The following is a 25,563-nucleotide window of genomic DNA, read 5'->3' as shown; positions in this document are numbered from 1 at the left end:
AAAAGCCATTTTTAATTAAAATCTTAAATATTTTTAATATATTTTTATTATATTAAAAATTAAAATTATAAGTGTTTTTTTTATTTAATTTTACTATTAATAATTTACAAATAAACTCTTAAATGTGTAAAAAACCATAAAATTTTTTGGAAATTATCCCCACATGTACTAGTGTGGAGGAAAAAATGAATTGAAATGAATTCAATAGCATATTTCAAAATGAAAACGATTGTTTGAAATATATAGCGAAGTTGAAAGTAATGAAATGTATCAGGTGTGCTTCTTCTAGTTTGAATGTTTCTGATTTGAGAAGAATGAGATGTTTGAAATGTCATCAAACATTTAGTATTCTTCATGACACCATTTTTCACAAGTCACAAACACCTTTGACATCTTGGTTTTATCTCATCTTTAGATGAATAAACACAAAGCATGGTATACCGTCAACAGATGTTGCAAGGGAATTGGGTGTGACATATAAAACAGTTTGAAGAATGGGTCATGAAATCAGAACTAGAATTTGGAATCAAGATGCAGGGTTCATTGATGATGGCACAGCACAGATAGATGAAATGTATCTTTCACATGTAGGTTTTAAAAAACAAGGAAGATCCTTGTTTTTTAAAACCTTGATTGTTGGAGTTTATGAGAAAACCAGCAACAAACTAATTGTGAAAGTATTGAAAAAAGCAGATGAGAAAAACCTTTTATGATTTGCATTGAAACACATTTCTACTGGGTGTTGTCTATTTACGGATTCTTGGAAGAGATATGGAAGTTTTAAAAACTTCTATCACAAACATGAAATCGTAAATCATGAAGTTGGGTATGTGTCATCAACAGGTGTAAACACAAACCAGATTGAATCTGCATGAAAAAACATCCGACGAACTTTCCGAACACACATAAAAGTTTCAAAACACAATATTCATTTATATGCAAAAGAAGCTGCATATAAATTCAATAAGATACCTAGTTTTGAAACTATAATTTTGTGTTTGATTTAGATACATGTGGTGATAATTTCCTAGATAGGCTTTTATCTCCATTTATGTGATAAAATTTAAAAATAGTACATAAAGGGATAAAAGCCAATTTTTTTTATGTATTATAATAGTGTTAGTGAGTTATTTAAAATAATATGTTTTACATAAGATTATTGAAGATAATTTCTCACATCTATTCTAGATTTAACTGAGGAGGTTAAGAAAAAAATGAGGAATATGAGAACATTATTAAAGTTATTAGGTGCTAGTGTCATAACAACAGTACCAGTAACTACTGTTATAGCTTGTGTTAACAACAAAGAAGATCAGCTAAAAATATTACTAGATCAAGTATCAATAAATTTAGGTTTAACAAATGATGAAGGAAACGGTTTAAAAACTATTAGACTTGATTGAGAAAAAGATACATCCTTTTTCTGAATTGATAACTCCTATATTTTGGTTACTAAATTATTAAAAAATGAGGTAACTACTGGTCAAGCCAAAGCTAAAGATAAAGACAGTTTCTATTTTTTAAAATCTGTTTTACAACAGAAATTAACATCAGGAACAACACCTGAAGATGGTACTTTTGATGCAGCGGAAGTTGCTAAAATTAAAAATAAAATATCTAATATAAAAGTTTCTACTAGTAAATTTGTAGAACCAAATGATGATGAAAAACTTGTAGTTGGTGATGGAACATATAATTTACAATTCTTTAAAGAAGATGGTAAAACAAATTTAGGGGATAAATATACAGTAAAAGTTATGACTGGAACTGATGCTTTATTTAATATTTTTGCAAGTGATAGTCCTGCTAAGTTAAGTTATAATGAATTTGTTTATGAAGGAAGTTCTATTGAGCATTTCCAAGCGGGTTATAAATTAGAAGAAACTGTTAATAAATGATTAAAAGATAAAACAGAATTACCATTAATAAGCAAAAGCAGAACTGAAAAAGCTATTAAATTTAATAACTTTGAACAATTAGTTGGTTGAAAAGCAAAATTTAATGTTATAAGTTTTGAAAGATGAGGAGCATTCCCTCGTCCAAATCATTTAACAGACGGAGATGAACTAACACTTTCTATTGCTTTAGTAAAAAACCAAGAAACTATTTCTTTAAAGTCAACAACAATAATAAGAATAAACACTCAATAGTAAAATAATAATGATATGATTAGCATAAAATCATTATTCAACTTTTCTAAAATATATTAATTAAGGTAATAACTAGTCTAGTATTACCTTAATTTTTACTTCAAAATAATATATATTATTTTAATTCTTCGCTATTAATTTTCATTGCTGAGATTTGTTTTAATTGAAATTGTTCATGCACTACTGCTTCAAATTCTAAAAAAACACCTACTTTAAAATTAAGAAAAGCATCATTAACATATTTTTTATTATTAAAAATTAAAAATGCCAATTGTTCAAAAGCATAATTTAAAATTTTATCAGAATTTGGTTCTAAAGAAAGATAACAAAATATTTGTTCATTCCTTAAATATTGAGATATCTCAATTTAGGGTGAGTAAAGTTAATAGTTATAATTTAATTTTATTTAAATAAAAGACAACTTTAGATTATTAATTTTTTTTATATTATATACCTTTTTATAGATATAATCAAGTATTTTAGAATATTATTTTAATTCATCTAAAGTAAAAATTCCTAACTATTTAGGTTTAGATTTATTAAGTTTTTAAAATATTAAAGTAAAAGATTTAATTTATTAATTCTTGCTGAATTAATAATAAGCATATTATCAAGTACTTTATCATTATAAATTTTAGCACCATATTTTTTTAAAGATTTAACTAAATGTGATACATCGCTTTCAGCACAAACTCCTTGATTTCAATTTTCTTTTTGATTTATAACTCCTTCTTTATTATTTTTAAAATATTTATATATTTGCTCATCAACTTTATTTTCTTTTAAAAAATCTAATAATTGATAATATTCACCATTAACAAATAAATCATATGCATTTGTTAATTTTTTATTATCTACTTTTCTATTAAAAATAAATCCTTTTTTAAGTGCTTTAAATGCATGATGTCTATCAATTACATAAGGAATATTTTCATTTTTAGCAGTAGTTTTAATTCAAGGCGCACCATCACCAATAAATACTAAACTACTTTTAGAATAAATATAGGCTTTTATCCCTTTATGTACTATTTTTAAATTTTGTCACATAAATGGAGATAAAATCATATCTAGGAAATTATCCCCACATGTATCTAAATCAAACACAAAATTATAGTTTCAAAACTAGGTATCTTATTGAATTTATATGCAGCTTCTTTTGCATATAAATTAATATTGTGTTTTGAAACTTTTATGTGTGTTCGGAAAGTTCGTCGGATGTGTTTTCATGCAGATTCAATCTGGTTTGTGTTTACACCTGTTGATGACACATACCCAACTTCATGATTTACGATTTCATGTTTGTGATAGAAGTTTTTGAAACTTCCATATCCCTTCCAATAATCCGTAAATAGACAACACCCAGTAGAAATGTGTTTCAATGCAAATCATAAAAGGTTTTTCTCATCTGCTTTTTTCAATACTTTCACAATTAGTTTGTTGCTGGTTTTCTCATAAACTCCAACAATCAAGGTTTTATTCAACAAGGATCTTCCTTGTTTTTTAAAACCTACATGTGAAAGATACATTTCATCCATCTGTGCTGTGCCATCATCAATGAACCCTGCATCTTGATTCCAAATTCTAGTTCTGATTTCATGACCCATTCTTCAAGTTGTTTTATATGTCACACCCAATTCCCTTGCAACATCTGTTGATAGTATACCATGCTTTGTGTTTATTCATCTAAAGATGAGATAAAACCAAGATGTCAAAGGTGTTTGTGACTTGTGAAAAATGGTGTCATGAAGAATACTAAATGTTTGATGACATTTCAAACATCTTATTCTTCTCAAATCAGAAACATTAAAAATAGAAGAAGCACACCTGATACATTTCATTACTTTCAACTTCGCTATATATTTCAAACAATCGTTTTCATTTTGAAATATGCTATTGAATTTATTTCAATTCATTTTTTCCTCCACACTAGTACATGTGGGGATAATTTCCATAAAAATTTAGGAAAAATTACTATGGCAGTAACTACTCCTACTAATGATGAATTAGAAACTGTAATATTAAATATTGGTAATAATGGTTATGAAAAAGGTAAAGTAACATTTAGTAATATTACATCAACAAGTGCTATTATTTCTGGTAATAATAAAGATTATTATGGAACAGTAAAATTATAATTTACTAAAAAATAATTATGGAATATATTTATAAATATTTTAATGAAAAAGCACATATTACTATTTATTCTGCTAAACCAGAAGATTTAACCACAAGTAATGATATTAGAGCAATTTTATTAGATGAATATCCTAAATTAAGAAATGATTATTTTATAGTAAGTGATGTACATGATAGTTATGCAATATGTGTTGGTAATAATAAAAATTGTCAAGGAACAGTTAGAATTCAAATTAAAAAAACTAATCAATTATTAAAAGGAGAAAATAAATATGCCACAACAAAATTCTGAGACTACACAATTGAGTAACTATACTTTAACTAAATTAATTAGAACTGGTATAAGTCCAATTTGTGCAATGATAGGTACAAGTGCTTATTATGGGCAAGTAATTGCAAATCCAGTATTAGGTTCAATTAATAGTTTATTATTTGGTAAAAAATTAGGTTTAGATATATGAAATTTAAATCAAAGACCAAATACTAAAACTAAATTAATTAATAGTTCTAAAAAAATATTATTAGGTTTAGGAACAATTGGTTTAGCAAATTATAGTAAATTTACTAACTCTTCTATTAATCCCAATCCAACATAAAATCCAATAGCAACTACTACTGTTGACCCATTTCCACCAGATTTATTATTAAGTACTACTAATACTACTGATAATCATTTAATGGATTGAGATACATATATTTCATTAAATGCTTATGGTATTTCAAATCTTATTAGTAGATTAACTGAATTAATCCCAAATATATTTGAAACTATACGTAAAATAGCAAATATGGCAACTGGTGGTTGTTTAATATCTTCTGGAGTTGCTATGGGTATTAATAATGATTTTAATAATGCTTATGCCATTCCAACTATTGTTGCTGGTGCAAGTGAAATTATTCATAATTTATTACCTATGGAAAAAAAATTTATTTAGAAATGCAAGAAACAAGTTTTACAAATGAAACAGCACAGTTAATCAATGATAATATATTTTCAATTAATAGTGAAACAAATAGTCAATATGGTAGTGATAATATGAGCGAAGTACCATTAAATGATGATAATGGTTCATTAACTTGAGATTATAATCATATGAGTTTATAATGCTTCCTTTAATTATTGAATGAATATATTATGCATTAGCAAGTAATGATATTAAATTAGCATTAATAAATGCTTTAAAAAATTATTATAAAAATCAATCATTAAAAGCAATATTTGATAGTGAAAATGTTAATGAAAATGAAATACATCAACCTTATTCATTTTTCAATCAAATATATCGTTTTGCTTCAGAAATTAGAACAGTTAAAAATTATGTAAATAAATTTAATAATTTATTTAAAGAAAATGAAGAAGAAATACCAGATAATGCATGAGAAGTATTATCAAGTTCATGATTTAAAAAAGGAAGATTTATTGTTGATAATAAAAATTTAAAAATCGGAACTTTAACAACATTATTTCAAAGTGATAATGATAAAAAACAAATATGATATGGTCCTTATACTTATCCAGCATTTCCACAAGAAATATGAATATTAATGACACAAGCAAAAGGCAAAAATGGTACTGGTGCTGGAACTATATTTTGAAAATTTTGAAATAGAAAATGATTACCAAGTGAATTAAGAAAATATGTTAAAAGTGAATTAGCAAAAAAAAGGTAAATATTATGGTTCACAAGATACTAGTGTAATTTATCCAAATAATATTAATGTACAAAAAACTATGAATTTTATTAATAGATTAGAAAAGGGATTTTTTTAAATTAAAAGAATATAAAACTTTATCTAAAAATGAAATAGGAAGTAATCAATGAAGATATGAAAGAAAACAATTATTAAAAAAATCTTTACATACAAATAAATATATAAAAATTAAAAGAAATTCTAATTTTTATAAAACATGAAAGTAGGTGGTAATTATTATTGAATTAGATACACCAATTAAACCAATTGGTATATGAAATACTATTAATCCATTAAGTAAAGATAATAAAGAATATAAAAGATTAAATAAAATTTGATTTAATAAAAATAGTACTCATATAGATAAAATAAAAATTTTAATATCAAATATTTTAAAAATAACTATTCATATTATTGGTATGTTAATAACATTATTTTTTACAATAACACCTTGATTAATACCTAAAATACCAATAGAAATGTGAATAGGTAATTATACTAATCAATATAATTTTACTTGACCAGACCATTTAATATTAACTTTATTTCCTATATTTAGTCATATTGGATTAAATATTATTACTAAATTAGGTAATTATGGAAAATTAATTAAATATATATTAATAACAATACCAATTATTATTACAAGTCCTTATTTAATATATCAATATAAAGAAATTAAAAAACATAAAAAAGAATGTCATTTATGTAAACAACATTCAAATAAAATACAATTGGAGGAATAAAAAATGAATTTTTCAATAGAATTAATATCAGCAGTAATAGGAGGAGCAGTTGCTAGTGGAATATGTATTACTTTAGCATTTCTATTATTCGGAAAATCAATTAAAAAATCAAAACAATCTAATTTATCAAAAGAATTAAAACGTAATAAAGAATTAGAATTTATTACAGCAAATATCAAACAATTAAATACTCATTTACAATTAGAAACTACATCAACTGCAAAATTACTTGATAGTTTTAATGTAGATAAAGAACAAGTAGATAATTTTGTTTTATTACAAAAATCTAAAAAGAAAGAATTAACTGAAAAAGATAAACAAAAAGCAACTAAATTTAAAATTTAAAGGGTTTAAATACCCTTTATTTTACATTAATGAGTAAATTATTATGGCTATTAAAGACCCAATTTTATTTATAACAGTTGAATAATTTAAATTATCTAAATATTTTAATGAATTATTATTTGATAAAGTTATTGCTCCAGATAATGAAATTTGATTTGCAATATCTGTAGCAAGTAGTAATGTTGATTATTTAAGTGGTTTTAATATTTCAAAAAAATGACCAGAAATAACACCAACTGATTTTACTGATAATATTCAAACAGCAACTACTCATTATGCTAGATTTTTATTAACTAAAGATGTAGATTATTTACGTGGTCAATGTTCAATTAGTCAAGGTTGTTTAACTTATAGTGAAACTAATCCAGATGACCCATATTTTATACCTCCAGAAGTATTTAATTGTTTAAGAAAAATTAAAGAATATCCAAATATTAAAGGTTTTAATTTAAAAGGTATAGAATCACAAAAAAATAATTGATTTAATAAATTTAGGCTTTTATCCCTTTATGTACTATTTTTAAATTTTATCACATAAATGTAGATAAAAGCCTATCTAGGAAATTATCCCCACATGTATCTAAATCAAACACAAAATTATAGTTTCAAAACTAGGTATCTTATTGAATTTATATGCAGCTTCTTTTGCATATAAATGAATATTGTGTTTTGAAACTTTTATGTGTGTTCGAAAAGTTCGTCGGATGTGTTTTCATGCAGATTCAATCTGGTTTGTGTTTACACTTGTTGATGACACATACCCAAATTCATGATTTACGATTTCATTTTTGTGATAGAAGTTTTTGAAACTTCCATATCCCTTCCAATAATCCGTAAATAGACAACACCCAGTAGAAATGTGTTTCAATGCAAATCATAAAAGGTTTTTCTCATCTACTTTTTTCACATACTTTCACAATTAGTTTGTTGCTGGTTTTCTCATAAAATCCAACAATCAAGGTTTTATTCAGCAATGATCTTCCTTGTTTTTTAAAAACTACATGTGAAAGATACATTTCATCCATCTGTGCTGTGCCATCATTAATGAACCCTGCATCTTGATTCCAAATTCTAGTTCTGATTTCATGACCCATTCTTCAAACTGTTTTATATGTCACACCCAATTCCCTTGCAACATCTGTTGATGGTATACCATGCTTTGTGTTTATTCATCTTTAGATGAAATAAAACCAAGATGTCAAAGGTGTTTGTGACTTGTGAAAAATGGTGTCATGAAGAATACTAAATGTTTGATGACATTTCAAACATTTAGTATTCTTCTTAAATCAGAAACATTCAAACTAGAAGAAGCACACCTGATACATTTCATTACTTTCAACTTCGCTATATATTTCAAACAATCGTTTTCATTTTGAAATATGCTATTGAATTCATTTCAATTCATTTTTTCCTCCACACTAGTACATGTGGGGATAATTTCCTTATTTTATTTCAAATTATAGTGAAGATAGTCTATTAAATGCATATATACCATATAATAATATAAAATCATTAGATTTTAGAACTAAAATTACTATTAGTCATCCACAAAATTTATTAAGACCAATAGTTAATATTGATACTACTCGTATTAAAACAGATATTGATAATTCATTGTGAGAAGTTGATAAAGATAATCCTAATTTTATTAAACCAAAAGATGATAAAGGTATTGATGTTAATGGTAAAAGAATAATTGATGTTGGAACTCCTACATTTTTAAGTGATGCTAGTACTAAAGAATATGTTGATAGAAAAATAGATGAAGAATGTGGATATTTAGATACTATTAAACAAAATAAATTAACAGCAGGTAAAAATATTACTATTGATGATGATATTATTAGTGATAATGGTGGTAGTGGTGAATCATTATGAATAATAGACCCTAATTCTCCTAATATTATTCAACCTAAAGAAAAAAGAATTATTACTTCAAATAATACTAGAATTGTTGATATAGGAGACCCTACACAACCACAAGATGCTGTAAATAAAAGATATGTTGATAATAAAATACAACCAATTCCAAGTATTCCACAATGAAAAGAAGTGTGCTTGGTGTTTTATGGGGGTTAAGTAGTTTAGAGTGCTGTGGATTCTTATGTTGTTGTATCAATTGATACAATCAAATAATTCTAATTTTAATTGGATTAATGATGTAAAATTTTTATCATTAATAAATTCTGTTTTGAAAGTTTTGAAAGTTGCTTCAGCAACAGCCTTATCATAAGGACAACCTTTTTTGTTTAAAGAGTGGGTAATATTGAAGGCTAATAAAAGTTTATCAATAGTTTTATTATTAAATTCATTACCGCGATCGCTATGAAATATTTGAATATTTTTTAAACAACGATTTGAGCACATAAATGCTTGATATACTAATGATGCATCTTTTTTAGTACCGTACACTATGTCTCATAATTTAGCGATTGTACATGTCGATTAATAAGCAAATATAGTTTCATTTACCATTAACTTGAAAATAAGTTAAATCACTAACAATAACTTCATTTTTAAGCTTATTGAGGATTTTTAATAATCTGTGTATCTTTGTTTTACAAAGTTACTAGTTCAGATTAATTCTGCCTTCAAATTTTATCATAAAATGAGCAATTGCTGTATTTCAATTTTGAATGGGCGTTGTTTATTTTTTTGTTATATTTTCAATTGCTAAGTAAAATATTTTGAAAACTGCCATATCATTTGGAAAAACTTTTTTATTTATAATAACTTTTCGTAATTGACTATTAACAGATTCAATAGCATTTGTTGTATAAATCACTCTTTTGATTTCTGCAGGATAACTAATAAAAACCATTAAATTATCTCAATTTTTATATCACGATTTAGCAATTTGAGGATATTGTTTATTTCATTTACTTTCAAAAGTTTCTAAAACTTGCATTGCTTCTTCTTCACTACATGCACTATAAATTGGTTTTAAATCTGTAACTAGTGATTTTTTATGTTTGTATGAAACATATTTTAAACTATTTCTAATTTGATGAACTATGCATAATTGATGTTCGGTTTTAGGATAAACTGATTGTATTGCTTCTGACATTCCTGTTAAATTGTCACTACAAGCAATAAGAATATCATTTAAGCCTCGATTTTTCATTTCTGTGAAATTAGATAATCAAAACTTAGAACCTTCATTTTCACTAATTCATAAACCTAAAAAATCTTTTTTACCTTCTAAATCAACTCCTAGTGCTATATAAACTGATTTGTTAATAATGCGTTTATCTTGTTGTACTTTAACTACTATACAATCAAAATAAACAATCGGATAAACACTTTCTAATGGCCGATTTTGTCATGCTTTAACATCATCAATAACATCATCAGTAATTTGACTAATAACACTTTCACTAATATCAGCACCATGATATAACTCTTGTAACTGCATTCTAATATATGATAAAGTCATGCCTTTGACATATAATGAAAGAACTTGTTGATCAAAACCATCAAATCTTCTTTGTCTTTTTGCAACTATTACTGGCTCAAAATTACTATTACGATCTCGTGGTACATTAATATCAATTTTACCTTGTTGGGTTATTAATTTTTTTGAATTTATACCATTGCGAGCATTATCACTATTATTATGTTGATTTTTTTCATATCCTAAATAATTTTGCATTTCAGAATTCAACATTTTTTCAACTAATCTTTTTGTTAATTCTTTATATAAACCTCCCTCTTTAAATACGGTTGTTAAATCCTCAGTATTTTCTAATAATAAATCTACTGCTTTTGATATTGGATAATTATTATTAATATTTTGTTTTTTAGACATACGTAACTCACTCTTTCTAGTTATTTAATTTTATTTACTAGAATTAATTAAACATAGTTATTTTTGTAAGTTACACAGATTACTAAACATTACCAGCTTATTATTAAAGTCTCTATTAACAAGATTAGTAATTTGACTATCATTGACTTTATTATGATAATTTTTGTATGATAATTTAGTGTATTTTGATATTAAATTATGTTTATTCCTAATTTTTTTAATTTTTCGTCTTGATAAATTAATTTTCTTTTCTTTTAGAACAACTTTTAATCTTCTTGTTCCATAAGCTTCTTTATTTTCTTTAAAAGCACTAATAACAGCTTCATCATACATATTATTTTGAATTTTATCTTCTTTTTTCTTGAAATTAAAATAATATGTTGATTTAGATATTTTTAAAAAACGAGACATTGTACGAATTTTATATTTAACTTTATTTTTAGTAATAATTTCTATTTTCTGCCTATTATTAGTGCTGCTTACTTTAAAATATCATTTTCCATTCTTAATTGTCTTAATTCTTTTCTTAATTTAATTAATTCATTTTCTTCAATAGAACGGTTATCTTTGGTTTTAAAACTGCCTGAATTAGTAAATTGCTTAATTCAATTATAAGTAGCTGCTCTTGTAACATTGTACTATTTAGCAAGACAAGACACTGACTTACCACTTTGATATAAAGCTCCTTTTTATTTTTTAAATTCATCTGAATATGAGTTAATATTGGACATAATTATAATTCCTTTCTTTTAACTAATTTGTTCACTTGTCTACGTAATTAGTGTCTAATAAAGTGTAAACCATCCATATTTATGCATTTATTACAATAATATGTATTTTCTAATTCACTAAATCATATATATTTTTCATTATGAATATTACATTTCATTATTTTCACCAATTAATTTATAAAAACATTTATTACAAGTTCTATTTCCATATGATGAATTTTTATGACAAATATCACATGAACCTTTAATTCTATATTCTCTACATTCCATAATTATTAATCCCTTTCTATAATTTTTAATATTTCATCTATTTCAATATATTTTTGATTTTTAAGTAATTTTTCATTACATAAATTTTTAATTAATTCTATTTTTTCAACATTTAATAACATATTAATTTCCTTTAATACTTTAAATAAAATATTTTATTATTATGAGTTGATATATCTTTCATTGGTGTAACTATATAATTTATTGCTAAATCATTATCGTTATATGGATTATTTATTTTAAAACTTTTCATGCCTTGTTTTCATGTAATGTTATATTTAAAACATTCTTGATTTTTATCATTTTTAAAAATATAATAACCATTATATTGTTCATAAAATTCACAAGATATTAATTCATTTTCATTTCTAGTAATATTTGGAATATTTTTAATATATTTTAAAATATTACTACCTTTAACACTTTCAATATCTTTTGTAATTGATTTTTTACCTAATTTATAATAAAAATCTTCAATTATTTTTAATGCTATTTTTTTATTTTTTTCATCAATAATAGTATCTTTAATAGGAAATCATGTTTCATATTCACCAATTTCTAATAACATACCTTTAGTTTTTTCTTTAATTTTATTTTTAATATCTAAATTAACATTAATCATTACGTATCCTTTTTATGTATAAAGCCTTATCACTTACAGTGATAAAAAAGGCTTATATACTACTAACTACTTATCTACTATACGTAAGGCTTATGCTACTGTAAGTAGCAAAGCCTTGGAGGGTAGGGGTTCTAGGGGAAGGGAACCAAAATTTCTGAAATTTTAAAAGAGCAACACAAAAATTACTATTGGTTAATTCCAGCACAATAGCCTAAATAATTTTTTTTATTTAGTTATGTAATAATTAATTACTTTAATAAAGTGCTGGTTTAATAAAATAATTAATTATAATTGTTTAACAATTAAAAAATGAGAGTGTTATCTCTCATTTAAGTTCTTATTAAATCTAACCATTAACTTGATACGCCCTTATTAAAAATAATGGTATTCATCCTAATTCTTTATAATTAATAGTATATTCAGTTATTAACTCTGCAAAAATATTATCATTACCTACTCAATCAGCGCTAAATTCTAGATTTTTATTAATAGTAATAATAAGAGCATTTGTTATTTTTTTACTTCATTGTAAAAATAGTTCTCATCGTTCAAGAATAACAAAAACTATTTCATCAATCAAAGTATATTGCATTGAGGATTCTTCTGCTAAAGCTGAAACTTTAGAAACAATATTACTACTTAAAAAATTAGATAATAATCTTACTTTATCACTTATTTGTAAATTTTTATTTTTCTTGTAAATTTTAATAATACGTTTACATGTACTTTTTTTCAAAACTAATTTAGCAGTACCGAGACGTTGATTTGAAAAATATACAAATGCTAGTAAATTATAACCGAATTTCTTTGTCATTATAATTCCCCTGACTATATTTAAATTATAAATCAAGTAATAGGGGCTTTGACCCTCGTTGCTCTGCAACTCACCCCAGAGGGGCTAAACCCCGCGGCCAACCAACCAAGGTTCTGGTTGGCACTGACGAATAATATAGGTTTATTCTATTTTAACATTTTTCTTATTTTTCTTAGAATGTTTATTTCTATAATAACAAGTACGGCATACAATATTTTCAGTTTCTTTCTTTTCAGTTTGTAATATATTATCCAACTTATCTAATCCTACTGCTCTAATATCATCAACAGTAAAATCTAATGCTTGTGACTGTTCATAGTCTTTAACGCTACTTAATTCACTTTTCAACGAATGAATATAATTTAAAGCACGACTATTATATTTTTGTAAATAGGATTTAGGAAATCATAAACTAAAAGTCATAGTTTCACCACTATAACTAGGTGGTAATCCACCACGTTTAATTATTTTTTTAGTTTGTCTTTTAGATAATACAACTTTATTATAATCATCAACATTAGTATAAATATTTAGTTTAAACTTAACTAAAAATATCAAAATACGCATTCTTTTAACTTGCACAATATATTCTACTTTTTCACGTGCTTGTTGTGGTATTCTATCGGGGTGTTGTTCAATCATATACATAATGTCATTAAAATTATGACCTATTAATTTACAAAACATTCCCAAACTTTCTTGTGTTCCTTTAAATTCGGGTGACAAATCATTACTATTAATTTTCAAACCTAACTCATCTAAAACAACCATATCGCACTCTTTAAAAGCATAATTACTATTTAATTGATTAAATTTAAAAACATCATCATAAGAAGAACGATAACTATATTCATTACGTACTTTAATAGGAATAGTACTAACTACTTTACCCTTATGTTTTTGCGCTAAACAACAAGCAAGAGCAGATTTACCAGTACTTGGTGCTGCTGAAATAATATAACTACCTACACGTTGTAATATCTTTATATTTTTTCTAGTTATTAAAAATGGATAAAGTATTATTAATAATAAAAATCCTAAAAGTAAATAACCATATCAAGGCATTATTTCAACTCCTAACCAACTAAAAATCCAACTGCTTTTAAAAATACTCACAATGTTAAAACTTGTTCTAAACCACTAGTAAAATCAACATTTAAAACAGAACTAATAGTATCATCAAAAATACGTCTCAATAATCCATGAAGTTTAGTAAAAAACTATCTTAATGGTTCAACTGGTAAAACTTTACCAACAACTCCATAAAGTACTCATCTAAAAGCATTACGTAAATGTCCAAAAACATCATATCAACTAACACGCTCATAATCAGGGTTAAAAGAACTATTTGGCAGTACTGGTGTTACTTTGTCGCTTGAAAAAAATATTAATCTGACCAAATGAAACCTCCGGCGGAATAGTTAAATTTGTAGTTCCATGAATATCAAAAAATACAGTTAAATGTCTTAAATTTGGAACACGAACTGGCATAGTAACAAAATTATACAAATCTTGCATATAAACACCATTACCAATTGTTCCTTTAAAAACATATTTTGTATCACCAACATAATCTAAAAAACTAAAAGCAAAATCACCAGTAAATGTAGAAAAAGCCTCATAATTAAAATAAAACATAAAACCTTGAATATAAAAACTTAAAGGTTTATCAATTTCAAAATTTAATTCAAAACGTAAATTTAAAGGTTTAACTCAATGATTTAAGTTATGAATAAGAAGTCGATTTTTTTACCATATTGAACAAAATTATGATTAAACATAATACGAGAAATATCATCTAACTGATATCTCCAAAAAGAATAAACACCAGTTCCAGTATTAAGTGTTATCTTTTTAACACCTACAACATAACTTTGATATTCAACATACAAATCATTATCTAAACCACCTATAATTTCGCCACTAACTAATTTTAAATCCGGTTGGTCAACATCAAAATAAGCAGAATTTCATGGAATAGTTGCTCAATCATTAAAATCATTATACTTAACGTGTTTAATTATTTCTTTTTTAATATCATAATTAACAACATTAGGGTCATTTGAAGCAATTAAACTAGTAGGTGCTTGAACAGAAGTATTTACAACAAAAAATAATTTAGCAAACTTAAATCACATAATTATTTACCAAATAAACATTTTGGATGGGTTACACTTTATTGGACACTAATTACGTAAACAAGTGAACAAATTAGTTAAAAGAAAGAAATTATAATTATGGCCAATATTAACTCATATTCAGATGAATTTAAAAAACAAATAGTAACTTTATATCAAATTGGTAAGTCAGTGTCTTGTCTTGCTAAAGAGTACAATGTTACAAGAGCAGCTACTTATAATTGAATTAAGCAATTTACTAATTCAGGCAGTTTTAAAACTAAATATAACCGTTCTGTTGAAGAAAATGAATTAATTAAATTAAGAAAAGAATTAAAACAATTACGAATAGAAAATGATATTTTAAAGCAAGCAGCACTAATAATAGGCAGAAAATAGAAATTATTACTAAAAATAAAGTTAAATATAAAATTCGTACAATGTGTCGTTTTTTAAAAATATCTAAATCAACATATTATTTTAATTTAAAGAAAAAAGAAGATAAAATTCAAAATAATGTATGATGAAGCTGTTATTAGTGCTTTTAAAGAAAATAAAGAAGCTTATGGAACAAGAAGATTAAAAGTTGTTCTAAAAGAAAAAAAATTAATTTATCAAGACGAAAAATTAAAAAAATTATGAATAAACATAATTTAATATCAAAATACACTAAATTATCATACAAAAATTATCATAATAAAGTCAATGATAGTCAAATTACTAATCTTGTTAATAGAGACTTTAATAATAGGCTTAAAAATGAAGTTATTGTTAGTGATTTAACTTATGTTCAAGTTAATGGTAAATGAAACTATATTTGCTTATTAATCGACCTTTACAATCGCGAAATTATTGGACATAGTGTAGGTACTAAAAAAGATGCATCATTATTATATCAAGCATTTATGTGCTCAAATCGTTGTTTAAAAAATATTCAAATATTTCATAGCGATCGCGGTAATGAATTTAATAATAAAACTATTGATAAACTTTTATTAGCCTTCAATATTACCCGCTCTTTAAGCAAAAAAGGTTGTCATTATGATAAGGCTGTTGCTGAAGCAACTTTCAAAACTTTCAAAACAAAGTTTAATAATGATAAAAATTTTACATCATTAATCCAATTAAAATTAGAATTATTTGCTTATATCAATTGATACAACAACATAAGAATCCACAGCACTCTAAACTACTTAACTCCCATAAAACACCAAGCACAAATGTCTACCAAAAAACAGTCCTAAAAAAGGTTGCCATTCCAGAATTGCTATTCATGGTAAACTTATAATCTTTCGTTGTCATCATCATTGAAGAATTTAAACCTAATTGATTACTTTTTAAATATTTATCAATTATCAATAAATGAAATTTATTTTCATTTTCTTTTACAATTCTTGATTGCATTAAAAATTGTTCTTGTTCTGTCATTAAAGACAGTTTTTTGATAAAATCTTTAGTAATTTGTAATCTAACATTAAAATTTTTAATTTTGCCATCTACCACTATTTTTTCTCTCTCTAATGTTTTACATTTTTGTAACTTATTCTTTAATGTTGCTTTACAATAAAGTTTTACAATTGATAATTTCCATAATTATTTTAATTTAATAAATGTATATACCTAATATAGCTATTTTTCTATATTAGGATTTTTATTAAATTAAATATCCAAATAAAAAAGGAAAAATAAAATGTTAAAAAAAATATATAAAGAAATATTTTCAACTATGTTAGTAATTGATAATAAAGATAATAAATTTTGTTTTAAAATAAATATAATTAAAACTTCTAATAAAATTAGACAAAAATACAATATTAAAAAAGAAATAATCAATGACTTATTATTACCATATAAAAACGTTACTAGTTATTCTACTGAATTATTTCCACTACACTATTTATTAGAAAATATTAGCAAAGGCATTATTGTTAATAATGCCTTTCAAAAAATATTAAATAAAAATATAATAAATAAAATAGAAAAAATCTATAAAAAATATCAAGATTTTGACCATGATTTTCAAAAAAGATTCTTTTATTTAGAAGTTGCCTATAATATTAAAACACCTACAAGTCAATTAGAAAAGAATTTACAAAAATATGGACTTCAATCATTTAAAAATATTTTAATAAATCAAGGAACTAAATCAATTAAAGAAGTTTTTAATATTCAAAATAATAAATTATTAGCAACAGATATAAATAAATTAGATAATAATTTATTACCAGTAAATAATTGTAATAATAAAAGTTTCTCTATTATATAAATCCACTATATTTTTTAACGGGCGCACAACTAATACAATGAATATCACAAATACCATAATTTTGTAATGCTATCTGATGATTTTTTGTATAATACCCTTTATGATTTTTAAACTCATAATTAGGATATTTAGTATCATAATCAATCATAATTTTATCTCTTACTACTTTAGCAATAATCGAAGCGCTAGCAATATTAAGTGATTTTTGATCACCTTTAACTATTGCTTCAACTTTTCCTAGAAAATTAGGAAATTGCGGTTTTTCAAAATCAACTAAACACACATCAGGTACTATTTTTAATTTATTAAATGCTTCTATCATTGCTAAAATACTAGTCTGCTTAGGATTATGAATATTAACAAATTGATGACTTTTAATACTAACAGCAACTGTTAGTGCATTATCAATTATAATTTGATACATTGCTATTCGTTGTTTTGCTGATAATTGTTTTGAATCTTTAATTAAAGGATGATTAAAGATTGGTTTTAGAATAACGCTTGCAACAACAATTAGTCCTGCAATAGTTCCCCTTCCCACTTCATCAAAACCAGCAATTAATGTTCCTGATGAATAATTATCAATTTCGTATCGTAAACTACTTTTCATGTTTTAAAATCTTAGGTGGTATTTCAAATGAAATTAATCCTAATTTCCCTACTTGTAAATCATTAATAAATAAATTCATGGCACGATGAGTATTATCTTCATCATTAGCCAATTTTAAATGATATTTTTGTGCTAATTTCTTAAAATAAATAAATAATGTTTCATCATTAATATTTTTAATTTCAAAATTAATATTATAATATTTTACTAATCTTTCATAATAATTCTCAAGTAAAAAGGTTAAAGCAAAATTAGCCATTTCTTCTAAAAATAAATGTTTAACAGGAATTGCTTTAATTAAAGCTAAAATCATTACTACTTTTTGATCATTCATTTTTGGTGGTAAAATACCAGGACTATCTAACAAATCAATCGTTGGATTTAATTTAATTCATTGTTGACCTCTAGTAACACCAGGTATATTAGCAGTTTGTGTCACTTTACGTTGTAATAAATTATTTATAAATGTTGACTTACCCGTATTTGTTAATCCCATAATTAATACCTTAATTTTTGGATTAACAATACCTTTTGCCAATTGTTTTTCCATTTGTGGCTCCATTAATTTAGTAATTAAATTTAATAACTGCGGTTTCATTTTTGTAGTTAATGATTTTGCCAATAAAACAGAAAAACCTTGACTTTCAAAAAAATTAACTCATTCTTTAGTAAAATTATCATCTGCTAAATCAACTTTGTTAAGAACAATAATTCTTATTTTTTTCTCTAATAAACGATCTAATAAAGTACTTTTTGTTGCTAATGGTGCTCGTGCATCTAAAACTTCAATTGCAACATCAATAATTGGTAACTTAGTTTCAATTGCTTTAATGGCTTTCATCATATGACCAGGGAATCAATGAATTTGATTATGGATACTTTCATTAGGCATTTTTTTAACTCCTTTAATAAATTTTATTATTATTTTATATCAATTTAGAAAACCACTATTGATTTTAATAACGGTGGTTTAATTGTTATTTAACAGGTTTTACTGTTTTAATTTCTTTAATTCTAGCAACTTTACCGCTTAATTTACGTAAGTAGAAAATACGTGCTCTTCTTACTTTACCCTTACGAATAACATTAATTTTATCAATTAATGGTGAATTTAAAGCAAATGTTTTTTCGACACCTTTACCACCAACAGTTTTACGAACAATAACATTTTGCGTAATTCCTGAACCTTTGCGAGCAATAACTACCCCTTCAAACATTTGAATACGTTCTTTTTTTTCTTCTTTAATTTTAGAAAATACTTGGATTGTATCTCCAGATTTAAAATTAGGAAGATTATGATTTAGTTGACTTTCACTAACTAATTTAATAATTGCATTTTGCATGTTTTATTTTTCCTTTCGTTTATTTTTTTTAAGTGAAGATTTATATTCTTCAATTATTATTTTATCTTTTGCAGATAATTGATATTTTTTAAATAAATCAATTCTTTTTTTATAAGTATTAATTAATGCTTGTTGATGACGATATTCTGCTATCTTTTCATGGTGACCACCAATTAGAACCTCTGGAACTTTCATACCTAGTAATTCTTCTGGTCTTGTATATGTTGGATAATCCAATAATGAATTATTAAAAGAATCATTAAGATGAGATTGATGTTGAATAACATTAGGAATTAACCTAGTAATACAATCAATAATAACCATTGCTGGTAATTCACCACCAGTTAATACATAATCACCAATTGAAATCTCTTTATCAATATAAGACATAATGCGTTCATCAATACCTTCGTAATGACCACAAACTAAAATATAATTAATATTTTTTTGACTATATTTATAAGCTAATTGTTGATTTCATTGTTGACCTTGTGGACTAAGTAAAATTGTTTTAGCCTCAGGATATTTAAGTTTTACGCTATTAATAGCATTAATTACTGGCATTGCTTGTAAAACCATACCATTGCCACCACCATAAGGAGCAGCATCAACTTGTTGGTGTTTATTATTAGCAAAACTTCTAATATCAATAATATCAATGCTAATTTGTTTTTTAGTAATAGCTCGTTTGATAATTGATGTTTGCATAAAATCATTAAAAGCATTGGGAAATAAAGTTATAATTGTGAATTGGTTTTTAGTCATTATTAATTAATCCTACAATAATATTAAAATAAACTTTTTGTTCTTCTTTATTAATTTTATTAATAAATACTTTATTATTAGGAATAAAAAAGGTTTTTTTATTAGTCATTTTTATTTCTCATAAACCTTGATGATTATTATCTAAGAAAGCAATAACTTTTCCTAAAAAAGCATTATTATTAGCATCAAATGCTTCATAATTTAGAATATCTTCATAAAATCAAGGTAAGTTGTCATTAATTATTTCTTCATTATTAATAACTAAATTTTTATTTTTCATACCTTCTACTAACTCAATAGTATTATAATTTTCAAATGTTAATAATAAAAACTGCTTATGATTTCTTACTCTTGAAATAATTAAAGGTGTTAGTTGTTTAGTTTCTTCTAAATAAACTGTTGTTTTTTCTTTTCATGAAAATTTATTACCATAATAATTACATAAAACCTTAACTTCACCAATAAGACCATGAGTATTAACAATAGTACCTAATTCTAAATATTTCATCTTAAAACTCATTAATTACTAATTTAATAGTATTATTTTCTAAATATGCTTTACTTTCAATAATTGTTGATAATGCACGAATAGTATTTCCTTTTTTACCAATCAATACTGATATTAATGATTTTGGTACCATTAATATTAAATCATAGTGATTTTTTTCTACTAATTCGCGAATCTCAACTTCACAAATTTTATCAAGTAAAATTGGTTCAATTAAATGTTCTAACAATGTTACATACATATTAATTAATCACTTGTAGCATATTTTAATATTAAGTAGCAGGTGCTTATTCTTTTTTAATAGAATTAGTAGTACCAGTTTTTTTATTTTTTACAGTAACTTTTTTTGTTATTTTTTTAGGTTTGCTACTTTTTCTCTCTTGTCTTAAATTATGAAATTTAGTCATAATTCCTTCTGCTGATAATAAACTACGAACAGTTTCTGTTGGTTGAGCACCATTTGATAAAAATTTTAATGCTTTTACTTCATCGATAGTTACTTGTTTTTCTTTGCTTGTTAGATTATAAGTACCTAATTTATCAATATATCTACCATTAATTTTTGTTCGTGCATCAATCGCAACAATTCTGTAATTAGGTTGCACTGATTTACTTTTTCCTGTTGGTATTAAGCGTAATTTAACCATAAATTACCTCCTTCTATTAATTTGTGGCAAATAAACCTTTTTAATAATATCTTATTCACATAATGATGTCAAGTTAAAATACTTAACAGATAAAAAGATTTTAAAATAATAATTTCTTTATTTTTACTAAGTTACATATTTTTTCTAAATAAATAAGTTTTTTTTATTAAAAACACTTACTGATGTAAGTATTTAAATAATTTATTTATTAATATTTAATTATTAAAATAATTGTTAATTTTAATAACTACATTTATCTATTTACATTTTTGGCAAAATTGGTTTACTAAAAATACTGGTTGATTGAGAACTTACATCATCATCATTAATAAATAGATTTAATTTTTCTGGATAAGAAGATTCTTCACTATCGCTACTTGCATTTTAGTCAAAACCACTATCTTGTGAACAAAATGACCTTCTTTTTTTTACTTAGTACTTCAATTGCTTCCTCTGCAATTTCACATTCAGGTTCATTATTAGTTTTTTCACTGAGCATTTTTTTAAATTCTTCTTCTAAAATGTCAACTTCTTCAAGAACACTAGTTATTTCAAACATATTTTTCTTTATTTTTTCAATCAAAATAGTAGTTTTTTTCTTCTTTTAGTTTTTTATTTTCTAATTCTTTCGCTTTTATCAATTCTTCATTATTAATTTTATAATTTTCTAATTCTTCTTGTTGAACTGTTATTTTTTTATTTCAATCTCAAAAACCAAAAGTAATAATTTTTAAAAAAATATTTTTTCATTTACTAATTTTTCAATTAATTCATTATATATTTCTATATTTTCTCTTATTTCATGATAATAATATTGTTGCATCAAATCTATACTATTAATATTATTTGTATTTAAACTTTTTATAAACTTATTTATATTAACTAAATCATTTACCATTCTTCTTTACCTCTTATTTTTTTATTAATAAACCCATTTACTTAAAAAAAGCAATGGGTAAAAAACTTATATTAAACTTAATAATTATATTTTACATATTATTTTTTTGTTTTACAAAATTTATTTATTTTTCATAAAATTAGTTTTTTTACTCTTATTAAAGTCAAAATACTATAATTTTAATAATCTATTTTATAATTAATTTATAGTAAAAAATGCTTTTAACCAATAATTATCGCTAATACTAAAGTTTTTTTTACAATTAATAATAATTTCCAAAAAGAAGAAGTTTCGAATATTATGTGTTAGAATAAGAATACAAGATTCACACTATCACATCTTGTCCCATAAGTGTTTAACTAAGTTTTTGATTATAAAATTAATATTTAAAAAATTAGAAAAAATATAGGCTTTTATCCCTTTATATACTATTTTTAAATTTTATCACATAAATGCTGAGAAAAGCCTATCTAGGAAATTATCTCCACATGTATCTAAATCAAACACAAAATTATAGTTTCAAAACTAGGTATCTTATTGAATTTATATGCAACTTTTTTTGCATATAAATGAATATTGTGTTTTGAAACTTTTATGTGTGTTCGAAAAGTTCGTCTGATATGTTTTCATGCAGATTCAATCTGGTTTGTGTTTACACCTGTTGATGACACATACCCAACTTTATGATTTACGATTTCATGTTTGTGATAGAAGTTTTTGAAACTTCCATATCCCTTCCAAGAATCCGTAAACAGACAACACCCAGTAGAAATGTGTTTCAATGCAAATCATAAAAGTTTTTTTCTCATCTGCTTTTTTCAATACTTTCACAATTAGTTTGTTGCTGGTTTTATCATAAACTCCAACAATCAAGGTTTTATTCAACAAGGATCTTCCTTGTTTTTTAAAACCTACATGTGAAAGATACATTTCATCCATCTGTGCTGTGCCATCATCAATGAACCCTGCATCTTGATTCCAAATTCTAGTTCTGATTTCATGACCCATTCTTCAAGCTGTTTTATATGTCACACCCAATTCCCTTGCAACATCTGTTGATAGTATACCATCCTTTGTGTTTATTCATCTAAAGATAAGATAAAACCAAGATGTCAAAGGTTTTTGTGACTTGTGAAAAATGGTGTCATGAAGAATACTAAATGTTTGATTACATTTCAAACATCTTATTCTTCTCAAATCATAAACATTCAAACTAGAAGAAGCACACCTGATACATTTCATTACTTTCAACTTCGCTATATATTTCAAACAATCGTTTTCATTTTGAAATATGCTATTGAATTCATTTCAATTCATTTTTTCCTCCACACTAGTACATGTGGGGATAATTTCCAAAATATAAAAGTTTATAAAAAACTTGCATAACAAATTATACTTATTTAAAAATTATTAGACTCCCTTGTATAAAGAATTTAAGATAAAATATGAGTATTACTTCAATTTTAAATTATATGTTGATGTTATATAAATATAATAATAGTAACATACTTTAAAATCATTAAATAATTTTAAAAATAACATTTAAGAATTTAAAGTTAATAATATTTTTTTAAACAAGTTAAAAAAATATTAAAATTGGTAATTTTTACTAAAATTTAAAAAAGTCATTTATAATGATAGAAGATTAAAAGAGATAACTGACTTTTAAAATATATTTTAATTAAAAGTTATCAAATTATAAAAGAAAGTTAGGTGCCAAATAATGTTAATTAATATAACAACTAATAATTGCATCATTAAAATAGAGGTTTTTTATTTCAATGTTTCATTGATGCAAACTTAACTATTGAACAAAAAAATACATCTGATTATCTAATGATTTAAAAAATTTTTAAATATTTTTTCAAGTTATTTAAAAAACTAAAGTTAATAGTTATTTTTTAACTTGTTTAAAAAAATATTAAAATTGGTAATTTTTACTAAAATTTAAAAAAGTCATTTATAATGATAGAATATTAAAGAAGATAGTTGACCTTAAAACACTTTTTAATTAAATTATTAAAACTACAAAAAAAGAAAGTTAGGTGCCAAATAATGTTAATTAACAAAACAGCTGATGAGTGTATCATTGAAACTGGCGGTGCTTTATTCCAATGTTTCGTTGATACAAATTTAACTGTTGATCAAAAAAAAATGTGTATAAATTGAATTGTTTTATTTTTAAACTATCAAGATGCAGTTATTCTTTGTGATGAAGAAAAAATTAATAGTTTACAAAAAGAACTTTCAGAAACATTCACAACAGATTATTATAAAAACGCTTTAAAAGAATTTAATAATGCAAATCTTATATATAAAAAAACTATACTTACCAATTTTAAAAACATATGTTTTGAAAATACTTCACAAGATATTATTAATATTATCACTCAATTCCATCAGTCATTTATTAAAACAATAGATGAACATAAAAAAACACTTACCTTTTTGAATTTAAATAAAATATATGAAAATCTTTTATTATTATTTTTTATAATTCACTACCATTTAGGCTATCAATTTAAACAAGAATTAATTCCAATCATTAGAAGTTTCACTAATATGATTAAAATTCCTATTTATATTGAACAAAATAATAGTCATGTTAAAATGTTATTAATGAAAAAAAATTTGCAAGATAATGAACAATTATTTGAAGATCTTGAATTAATTCAATTGAGAAATTTTATTCATAGTTTAGATGATATATTTGATAATGGTCTTAATATTAGTAGTGCCATTGAAAAATTAATATTAAGTAGACCACATAAAATAAAACATTCAATGAATATGTTATTTAAAAAACACGGTATTAAACTACAAGAAATACTTTGAAAAAATAACAAAGAAAGTAATCCTACCATTGGTAATATGATTATGCACTTATTTGCTTATGAAACATATTATGTGCAAAGAAATCACAACTATGAAACATATGAACAACTAGTATTAAATAATGTTTTAACAGATCCTCTTTTTCAAAAAATATTTGTTGAATATAAAACAAAAAATCAAATTAATAAGGTTATTTAAAAATTATTAAGGAAATTATCCCCACACTAGTACATGTGGGGATAATTTCCTTAATAATTTAT

41 protein-coding genes and 2 pseudogenes are annotated in these 25,563 nt (G+C 24.0%); 16 read left to right on the top strand and 27 right to left on the bottom strand.

Annotation, left to right across the window (positions count from 1 at the left end):
- The first annotated feature begins 146 nt into the window (after nt 1-146).
- Entirely contained in the window at nt 147-1,007 is an 861-nt protein-coding gene (locus AC6I4F_RS05335) for an IS1595 family transposase (protein ID WP_497873048.1), read from the top strand.
- Between the two features lie 207 nt (nt 1,008-1,214).
- The gene (locus AC6I4F_RS05330) at nt 1,215-2,150 is read left to right on the top strand and encodes a hypothetical protein (protein ID WP_497873047.1); all 936 of its coding nucleotides are present in this window, start codon (nt 1,215-1,217) and stop codon (nt 2,148-2,150) included.
- A 115-nt stretch (nt 2,151-2,265) separates the two neighbouring features.
- Here the strand turns inward: AC6I4F_RS05330 and AC6I4F_RS05325 are convergent, their stop codons facing one another.
- From AC6I4F_RS05325 to AC6I4F_RS05315, 3 genes are all read right to left on the bottom strand, one after another.
- Entirely contained in the window at nt 2,266-2,421 is a 156-nt protein-coding gene (locus tag AC6I4F_RS05325; protein WP_497873046.1) for a hypothetical protein, read from the bottom strand.
- A gap of 284 nt (nt 2,422-2,705) precedes the next feature.
- Nucleotides 2,706-3,215 carry a hypothetical protein gene (locus tag AC6I4F_RS05320; RefSeq protein ID WP_497873045.1) on the bottom strand — a complete coding sequence of 170 codons (510 nt, stop codon included), beginning with the start codon at nt 3,213-3,215 and terminating at the stop codon, nt 2,706-2,708.
- Between the two features lie 26 nt (nt 3,216-3,241).
- Nucleotides 3,242-4,102, bottom strand: coding sequence for an IS1595 family transposase (locus tag AC6I4F_RS05315; protein WP_497873044.1), 861 nt, complete (start codon nt 4,100-4,102; stop codon nt 3,242-3,244).
- A gap of 21 nt (nt 4,103-4,123) precedes the next feature.
- Between AC6I4F_RS05315 and AC6I4F_RS05310 the strand changes: the two genes are divergently transcribed.
- The 8 genes from AC6I4F_RS05310 to AC6I4F_RS05275 all read left to right on the top strand — a co-directional run bounded on the left by AC6I4F_RS05310 (nt 4,124) and on the right by AC6I4F_RS05275 (nt 7,069).
- Nucleotides 4,124-4,285: a hypothetical protein gene (locus tag AC6I4F_RS05310; protein WP_497873043.1), complete on the top strand. Its 162-nt coding sequence runs from the start codon at nt 4,124-4,126 to the stop codon at nt 4,283-4,285.
- 17 nt (nt 4,286-4,302) lie between these two features.
- Nucleotides 4,303-4,596, top strand: coding sequence for a hypothetical protein (locus AC6I4F_RS05305; protein ID WP_497873042.1), 294 nt, complete (start codon nt 4,303-4,305; stop codon nt 4,594-4,596).
- The gene (locus AC6I4F_RS05300; RefSeq protein WP_497873041.1) at nt 4,559-4,882 is read left to right on the top strand and encodes a hypothetical protein; all 324 of its coding nucleotides are present in this window, start codon (nt 4,559-4,561) and stop codon (nt 4,880-4,882) included. The genes AC6I4F_RS05305 and AC6I4F_RS05300 overlap by 38 nt, the downstream gene beginning before the upstream one ends.
- Nucleotides 4,883-4,963: 81 nt before the next feature.
- A complete protein-coding gene (locus tag AC6I4F_RS05295) occupies nt 4,964-5,221 on the top strand; it encodes a hypothetical protein (RefSeq protein WP_497873040.1) in 258 nt (85 codons plus the stop codon).
- 2 nt (nt 5,222-5,223) lie between these two features.
- Nucleotides 5,224-5,391, top strand: coding sequence for a hypothetical protein (locus AC6I4F_RS05290; RefSeq protein ID WP_497873039.1), 168 nt, complete (start codon nt 5,224-5,226; stop codon nt 5,389-5,391).
- The gene (locus AC6I4F_RS05285) at nt 5,391-5,957 is read left to right on the top strand and encodes a hypothetical protein (RefSeq protein WP_497873038.1); all 567 of its coding nucleotides are present in this window, start codon (nt 5,391-5,393) and stop codon (nt 5,955-5,957) included. Before AC6I4F_RS05290 ends, AC6I4F_RS05285 begins: the two co-directional genes overlap by 1 nt.
- A gap of 248 nt (nt 5,958-6,205) precedes the next feature.
- A complete protein-coding gene (locus AC6I4F_RS05280; RefSeq protein ID WP_497873037.1) occupies nt 6,206-6,724 on the top strand; it encodes a hypothetical protein in 519 nt (172 codons plus the stop codon).
- Nucleotides 6,725-6,727: 3 nt separating this feature from the next.
- Nucleotides 6,728-7,069 carry a hypothetical protein gene (locus tag AC6I4F_RS05275; RefSeq protein ID WP_497873036.1) on the top strand — a complete coding sequence of 114 codons (342 nt, stop codon included), beginning with the start codon at nt 6,728-6,730 and terminating at the stop codon, nt 7,067-7,069.
- 580 nt (nt 7,070-7,649) lie between these two features.
- On the opposite strand, the gene AC6I4F_RS05270 is transcribed toward AC6I4F_RS05275, so the two are convergent.
- The gene (locus tag AC6I4F_RS05270; protein ID WP_497873035.1) at nt 7,650-7,988 is read right to left on the bottom strand and encodes a transposase; all 339 of its coding nucleotides are present in this window, start codon (nt 7,986-7,988) and stop codon (nt 7,650-7,652) included.
- A 246-nt stretch (nt 7,989-8,234) separates the two neighbouring features.
- Nucleotides 8,235-8,474 carry a hypothetical protein gene (locus tag AC6I4F_RS05265; RefSeq protein ID WP_497873034.1) on the bottom strand — a complete coding sequence of 80 codons (240 nt, stop codon included), beginning with the start codon at nt 8,472-8,474 and terminating at the stop codon, nt 8,235-8,237.
- Nucleotides 8,475-8,683: 209 nt separating this feature from the next.
- Between AC6I4F_RS05265 and AC6I4F_RS05260 the strand changes: the two genes are divergently transcribed.
- Nucleotides 8,684-9,148, top strand: a complete 465-nt coding sequence (locus tag AC6I4F_RS05260; protein WP_497873033.1) for a hypothetical protein — start codon at nt 8,684-8,686, stop codon at nt 9,146-9,148.
- A 36-nt stretch (nt 9,149-9,184) separates the two neighbouring features.
- Here the strand turns inward: AC6I4F_RS05260 and AC6I4F_RS05255 are convergent.
- From AC6I4F_RS05255 to AC6I4F_RS05210, 10 genes and pseudogenes are all read right to left on the bottom strand, one after another.
- Nucleotides 9,185-9,436, bottom strand: a pseudogene (locus AC6I4F_RS05255) (IS3 family transposase); the annotation flags it as partial.
- Between the two features lie 202 nt (nt 9,437-9,638).
- A pseudogene (locus tag AC6I4F_RS05250) lies at nt 9,639-10,877 on the bottom strand (IS256 family transposase).
- A gap of 57 nt (nt 10,878-10,934) precedes the next feature.
- Nucleotides 10,935-11,288 (bottom strand): IS3 family transposase, encoded by a 354-nt coding sequence (locus AC6I4F_RS05245; protein WP_497873032.1) that lies wholly within the window; start codon nt 11,286-11,288, stop codon nt 10,935-10,937.
- Between the two features lie 467 nt (nt 11,289-11,755).
- On the bottom strand, nt 11,756-11,878 hold the full coding sequence (locus AC6I4F_RS05240) for a hypothetical protein (RefSeq protein ID WP_497873031.1): 123 nt from the start codon (nt 11,876-11,878) through the stop codon (nt 11,756-11,758).
- 133 nt (nt 11,879-12,011) lie between these two features.
- Complete coding sequence (locus tag AC6I4F_RS05235; RefSeq protein ID WP_497873030.1) at nt 12,012-12,500, bottom strand: hypothetical protein; 489 nt, start codon at nt 12,498-12,500, stop codon at nt 12,012-12,014.
- Between the two features lie 346 nt (nt 12,501-12,846).
- Entirely contained in the window at nt 12,847-13,314 is a 468-nt protein-coding gene (locus AC6I4F_RS05230) for a hypothetical protein (RefSeq protein ID WP_497873029.1), read from the bottom strand.
- Nucleotides 13,315-13,455: 141 nt separating this feature from the next.
- Nucleotides 13,456-14,379: a hypothetical protein gene (locus AC6I4F_RS05225; protein ID WP_497873028.1), complete on the bottom strand. Its 924-nt coding sequence runs from the start codon at nt 14,377-14,379 to the stop codon at nt 13,456-13,458.
- A 155-nt stretch (nt 14,380-14,534) separates the two neighbouring features.
- Entirely contained in the window at nt 14,535-14,714 is a 180-nt protein-coding gene (locus AC6I4F_RS05220; protein WP_497873027.1) for a hypothetical protein, read from the bottom strand.
- On the bottom strand, nt 14,659-14,952 hold the full coding sequence (locus AC6I4F_RS05215) for a hypothetical protein (RefSeq protein ID WP_497873026.1): 294 nt from the start codon (nt 14,950-14,952) through the stop codon (nt 14,659-14,661). Before AC6I4F_RS05215 ends, AC6I4F_RS05220 begins: the two co-directional genes overlap by 56 nt.
- Before the next feature lie 83 nt (nt 14,953-15,035).
- The gene (locus tag AC6I4F_RS05210) at nt 15,036-15,452 is read right to left on the bottom strand and encodes a hypothetical protein (protein WP_497873025.1); all 417 of its coding nucleotides are present in this window, start codon (nt 15,450-15,452) and stop codon (nt 15,036-15,038) included.
- Nucleotides 15,453-15,551: 99 nt separating this feature from the next.
- On the opposite strand from AC6I4F_RS05210, the gene AC6I4F_RS05205 reads away from it, so the two are divergent.
- The 3 genes from AC6I4F_RS05205 to AC6I4F_RS05195 all read left to right on the top strand — a co-directional run bounded on the left by AC6I4F_RS05205 (nt 15,552) and on the right by AC6I4F_RS05195 (nt 16,675).
- Entirely contained in the window at nt 15,552-15,830 is a 279-nt protein-coding gene (locus AC6I4F_RS05205; protein WP_497873024.1) for a transposase, read from the top strand.
- A 117-nt stretch (nt 15,831-15,947) separates the two neighbouring features.
- Nucleotides 15,948-16,088, top strand: a complete 141-nt coding sequence (locus tag AC6I4F_RS05200) for a hypothetical protein (protein WP_497873023.1) — start codon at nt 15,948-15,950, stop codon at nt 16,086-16,088.
- On the top strand, nt 16,070-16,675 hold the full coding sequence (locus AC6I4F_RS05195; protein ID WP_497873022.1) for an IS3 family transposase: 606 nt from the start codon (nt 16,070-16,072) through the stop codon (nt 16,673-16,675). Before AC6I4F_RS05200 ends, AC6I4F_RS05195 begins: the two co-directional genes overlap by 19 nt.
- Here the strand turns inward: AC6I4F_RS05195 and AC6I4F_RS05190 are convergent.
- Nucleotides 16,656-16,934 carry a hypothetical protein gene (locus AC6I4F_RS05190; RefSeq protein ID WP_497873021.1) on the bottom strand — a complete coding sequence of 93 codons (279 nt, stop codon included), beginning with the start codon at nt 16,932-16,934 and terminating at the stop codon, nt 16,656-16,658. The genes AC6I4F_RS05195 and AC6I4F_RS05190 overlap by 20 nt on opposite strands.
- 187 nt (nt 16,935-17,121) lie before the next feature.
- Between AC6I4F_RS05190 and AC6I4F_RS05185 the strand changes: the two genes are divergently transcribed.
- Nucleotides 17,122-17,697: a hypothetical protein gene (locus tag AC6I4F_RS05185; RefSeq protein WP_497873020.1), complete on the top strand. Its 576-nt coding sequence runs from the start codon at nt 17,122-17,124 to the stop codon at nt 17,695-17,697.
- Here AC6I4F_RS05185 and rnhB read toward each other — a convergent pair.
- The 11 genes from rnhB to AC6I4F_RS05130 all read right to left on the bottom strand — a co-directional run bounded on the left by rnhB (nt 17,690) and on the right by AC6I4F_RS05130 (nt 23,824).
- On the bottom strand, nt 17,690-18,307 hold the full coding sequence (rnhB, locus tag AC6I4F_RS05180) for a ribonuclease HII (protein WP_497873019.1): 618 nt from the start codon (nt 18,305-18,307) through the stop codon (nt 17,690-17,692). The genes AC6I4F_RS05185 and rnhB overlap by 8 nt on opposite strands.
- Entirely contained in the window at nt 18,297-19,199 is a 903-nt protein-coding gene (gene ylqF, locus AC6I4F_RS05175; protein WP_497873018.1) for a ribosome biogenesis GTPase YlqF, read from the bottom strand. Before ylqF ends, rnhB begins: the two co-directional genes overlap by 11 nt.
- 85 nt (nt 19,200-19,284) lie before the next feature.
- A complete protein-coding gene (gene rplS, locus AC6I4F_RS05170) occupies nt 19,285-19,650 on the bottom strand; it encodes a 50S ribosomal protein L19 (protein ID WP_497873017.1) in 366 nt (121 codons plus the stop codon).
- Between the two features lie 3 nt (nt 19,651-19,653).
- Complete coding sequence (gene trmD / locus AC6I4F_RS05165) at nt 19,654-20,415, bottom strand: tRNA (guanosine(37)-N1)-methyltransferase TrmD (RefSeq protein WP_497873016.1); 762 nt, start codon at nt 20,413-20,415, stop codon at nt 19,654-19,656.
- A complete protein-coding gene (rimM, locus tag AC6I4F_RS05160) occupies nt 20,408-20,923 on the bottom strand; it encodes a ribosome maturation factor RimM (RefSeq protein WP_497873015.1) in 516 nt (171 codons plus the stop codon). Before rimM ends, trmD begins: the two co-directional genes overlap by 8 nt.
- 1 nt (nt 20,924) lies before the next feature.
- Entirely contained in the window at nt 20,925-21,164 is a 240-nt protein-coding gene (locus AC6I4F_RS05155; protein WP_338962636.1) for a KH domain-containing protein, read from the bottom strand.
- 46 nt (nt 21,165-21,210) lie between these two features.
- Nucleotides 21,211-21,570 carry a 30S ribosomal protein S16 gene (gene rpsP, locus AC6I4F_RS05150; protein ID WP_497873014.1) on the bottom strand — a complete coding sequence of 120 codons (360 nt, stop codon included), beginning with the start codon at nt 21,568-21,570 and terminating at the stop codon, nt 21,211-21,213.
- Nucleotides 21,571-21,967: 397 nt separating this feature from the next.
- A complete protein-coding gene (locus tag AC6I4F_RS05145; protein WP_497873013.1) occupies nt 21,968-22,153 on the bottom strand; it encodes a hypothetical protein in 186 nt (61 codons plus the stop codon).
- A 147-nt stretch (nt 22,154-22,300) separates the two neighbouring features.
- Nucleotides 22,301-22,468 (bottom strand): hypothetical protein, encoded by a 168-nt coding sequence (locus AC6I4F_RS05140; protein WP_497873012.1) that lies wholly within the window; start codon nt 22,466-22,468, stop codon nt 22,301-22,303.
- Between the two features lie 494 nt (nt 22,469-22,962).
- Entirely contained in the window at nt 22,963-23,250 is a 288-nt protein-coding gene (locus AC6I4F_RS05135) for a transposase (RefSeq protein WP_497874670.1), read from the bottom strand.
- Nucleotides 23,150-23,824, bottom strand: a complete 675-nt coding sequence (locus tag AC6I4F_RS05130; RefSeq protein WP_497873011.1) for a hypothetical protein — start codon at nt 23,822-23,824, stop codon at nt 23,150-23,152. Before AC6I4F_RS05130 ends, AC6I4F_RS05135 begins: the two co-directional genes overlap by 101 nt.
- 699 nt (nt 23,825-24,523) lie before the next feature.
- Here AC6I4F_RS05130 and AC6I4F_RS05125 point away from each other — a divergent pair.
- Nucleotides 24,524-25,501, top strand: a complete 978-nt coding sequence (locus AC6I4F_RS05125) for a hypothetical protein (RefSeq protein ID WP_497873010.1) — start codon at nt 24,524-24,526, stop codon at nt 25,499-25,501.
- The last annotated feature ends 62 nt before the right edge of the window (nt 25,502-25,563 follow it).

This window comes from Spiroplasma ixodetis (assembly GCF_059729505.1).
This window is presented reverse-complemented; position numbering and strand designations above follow the sequence as displayed.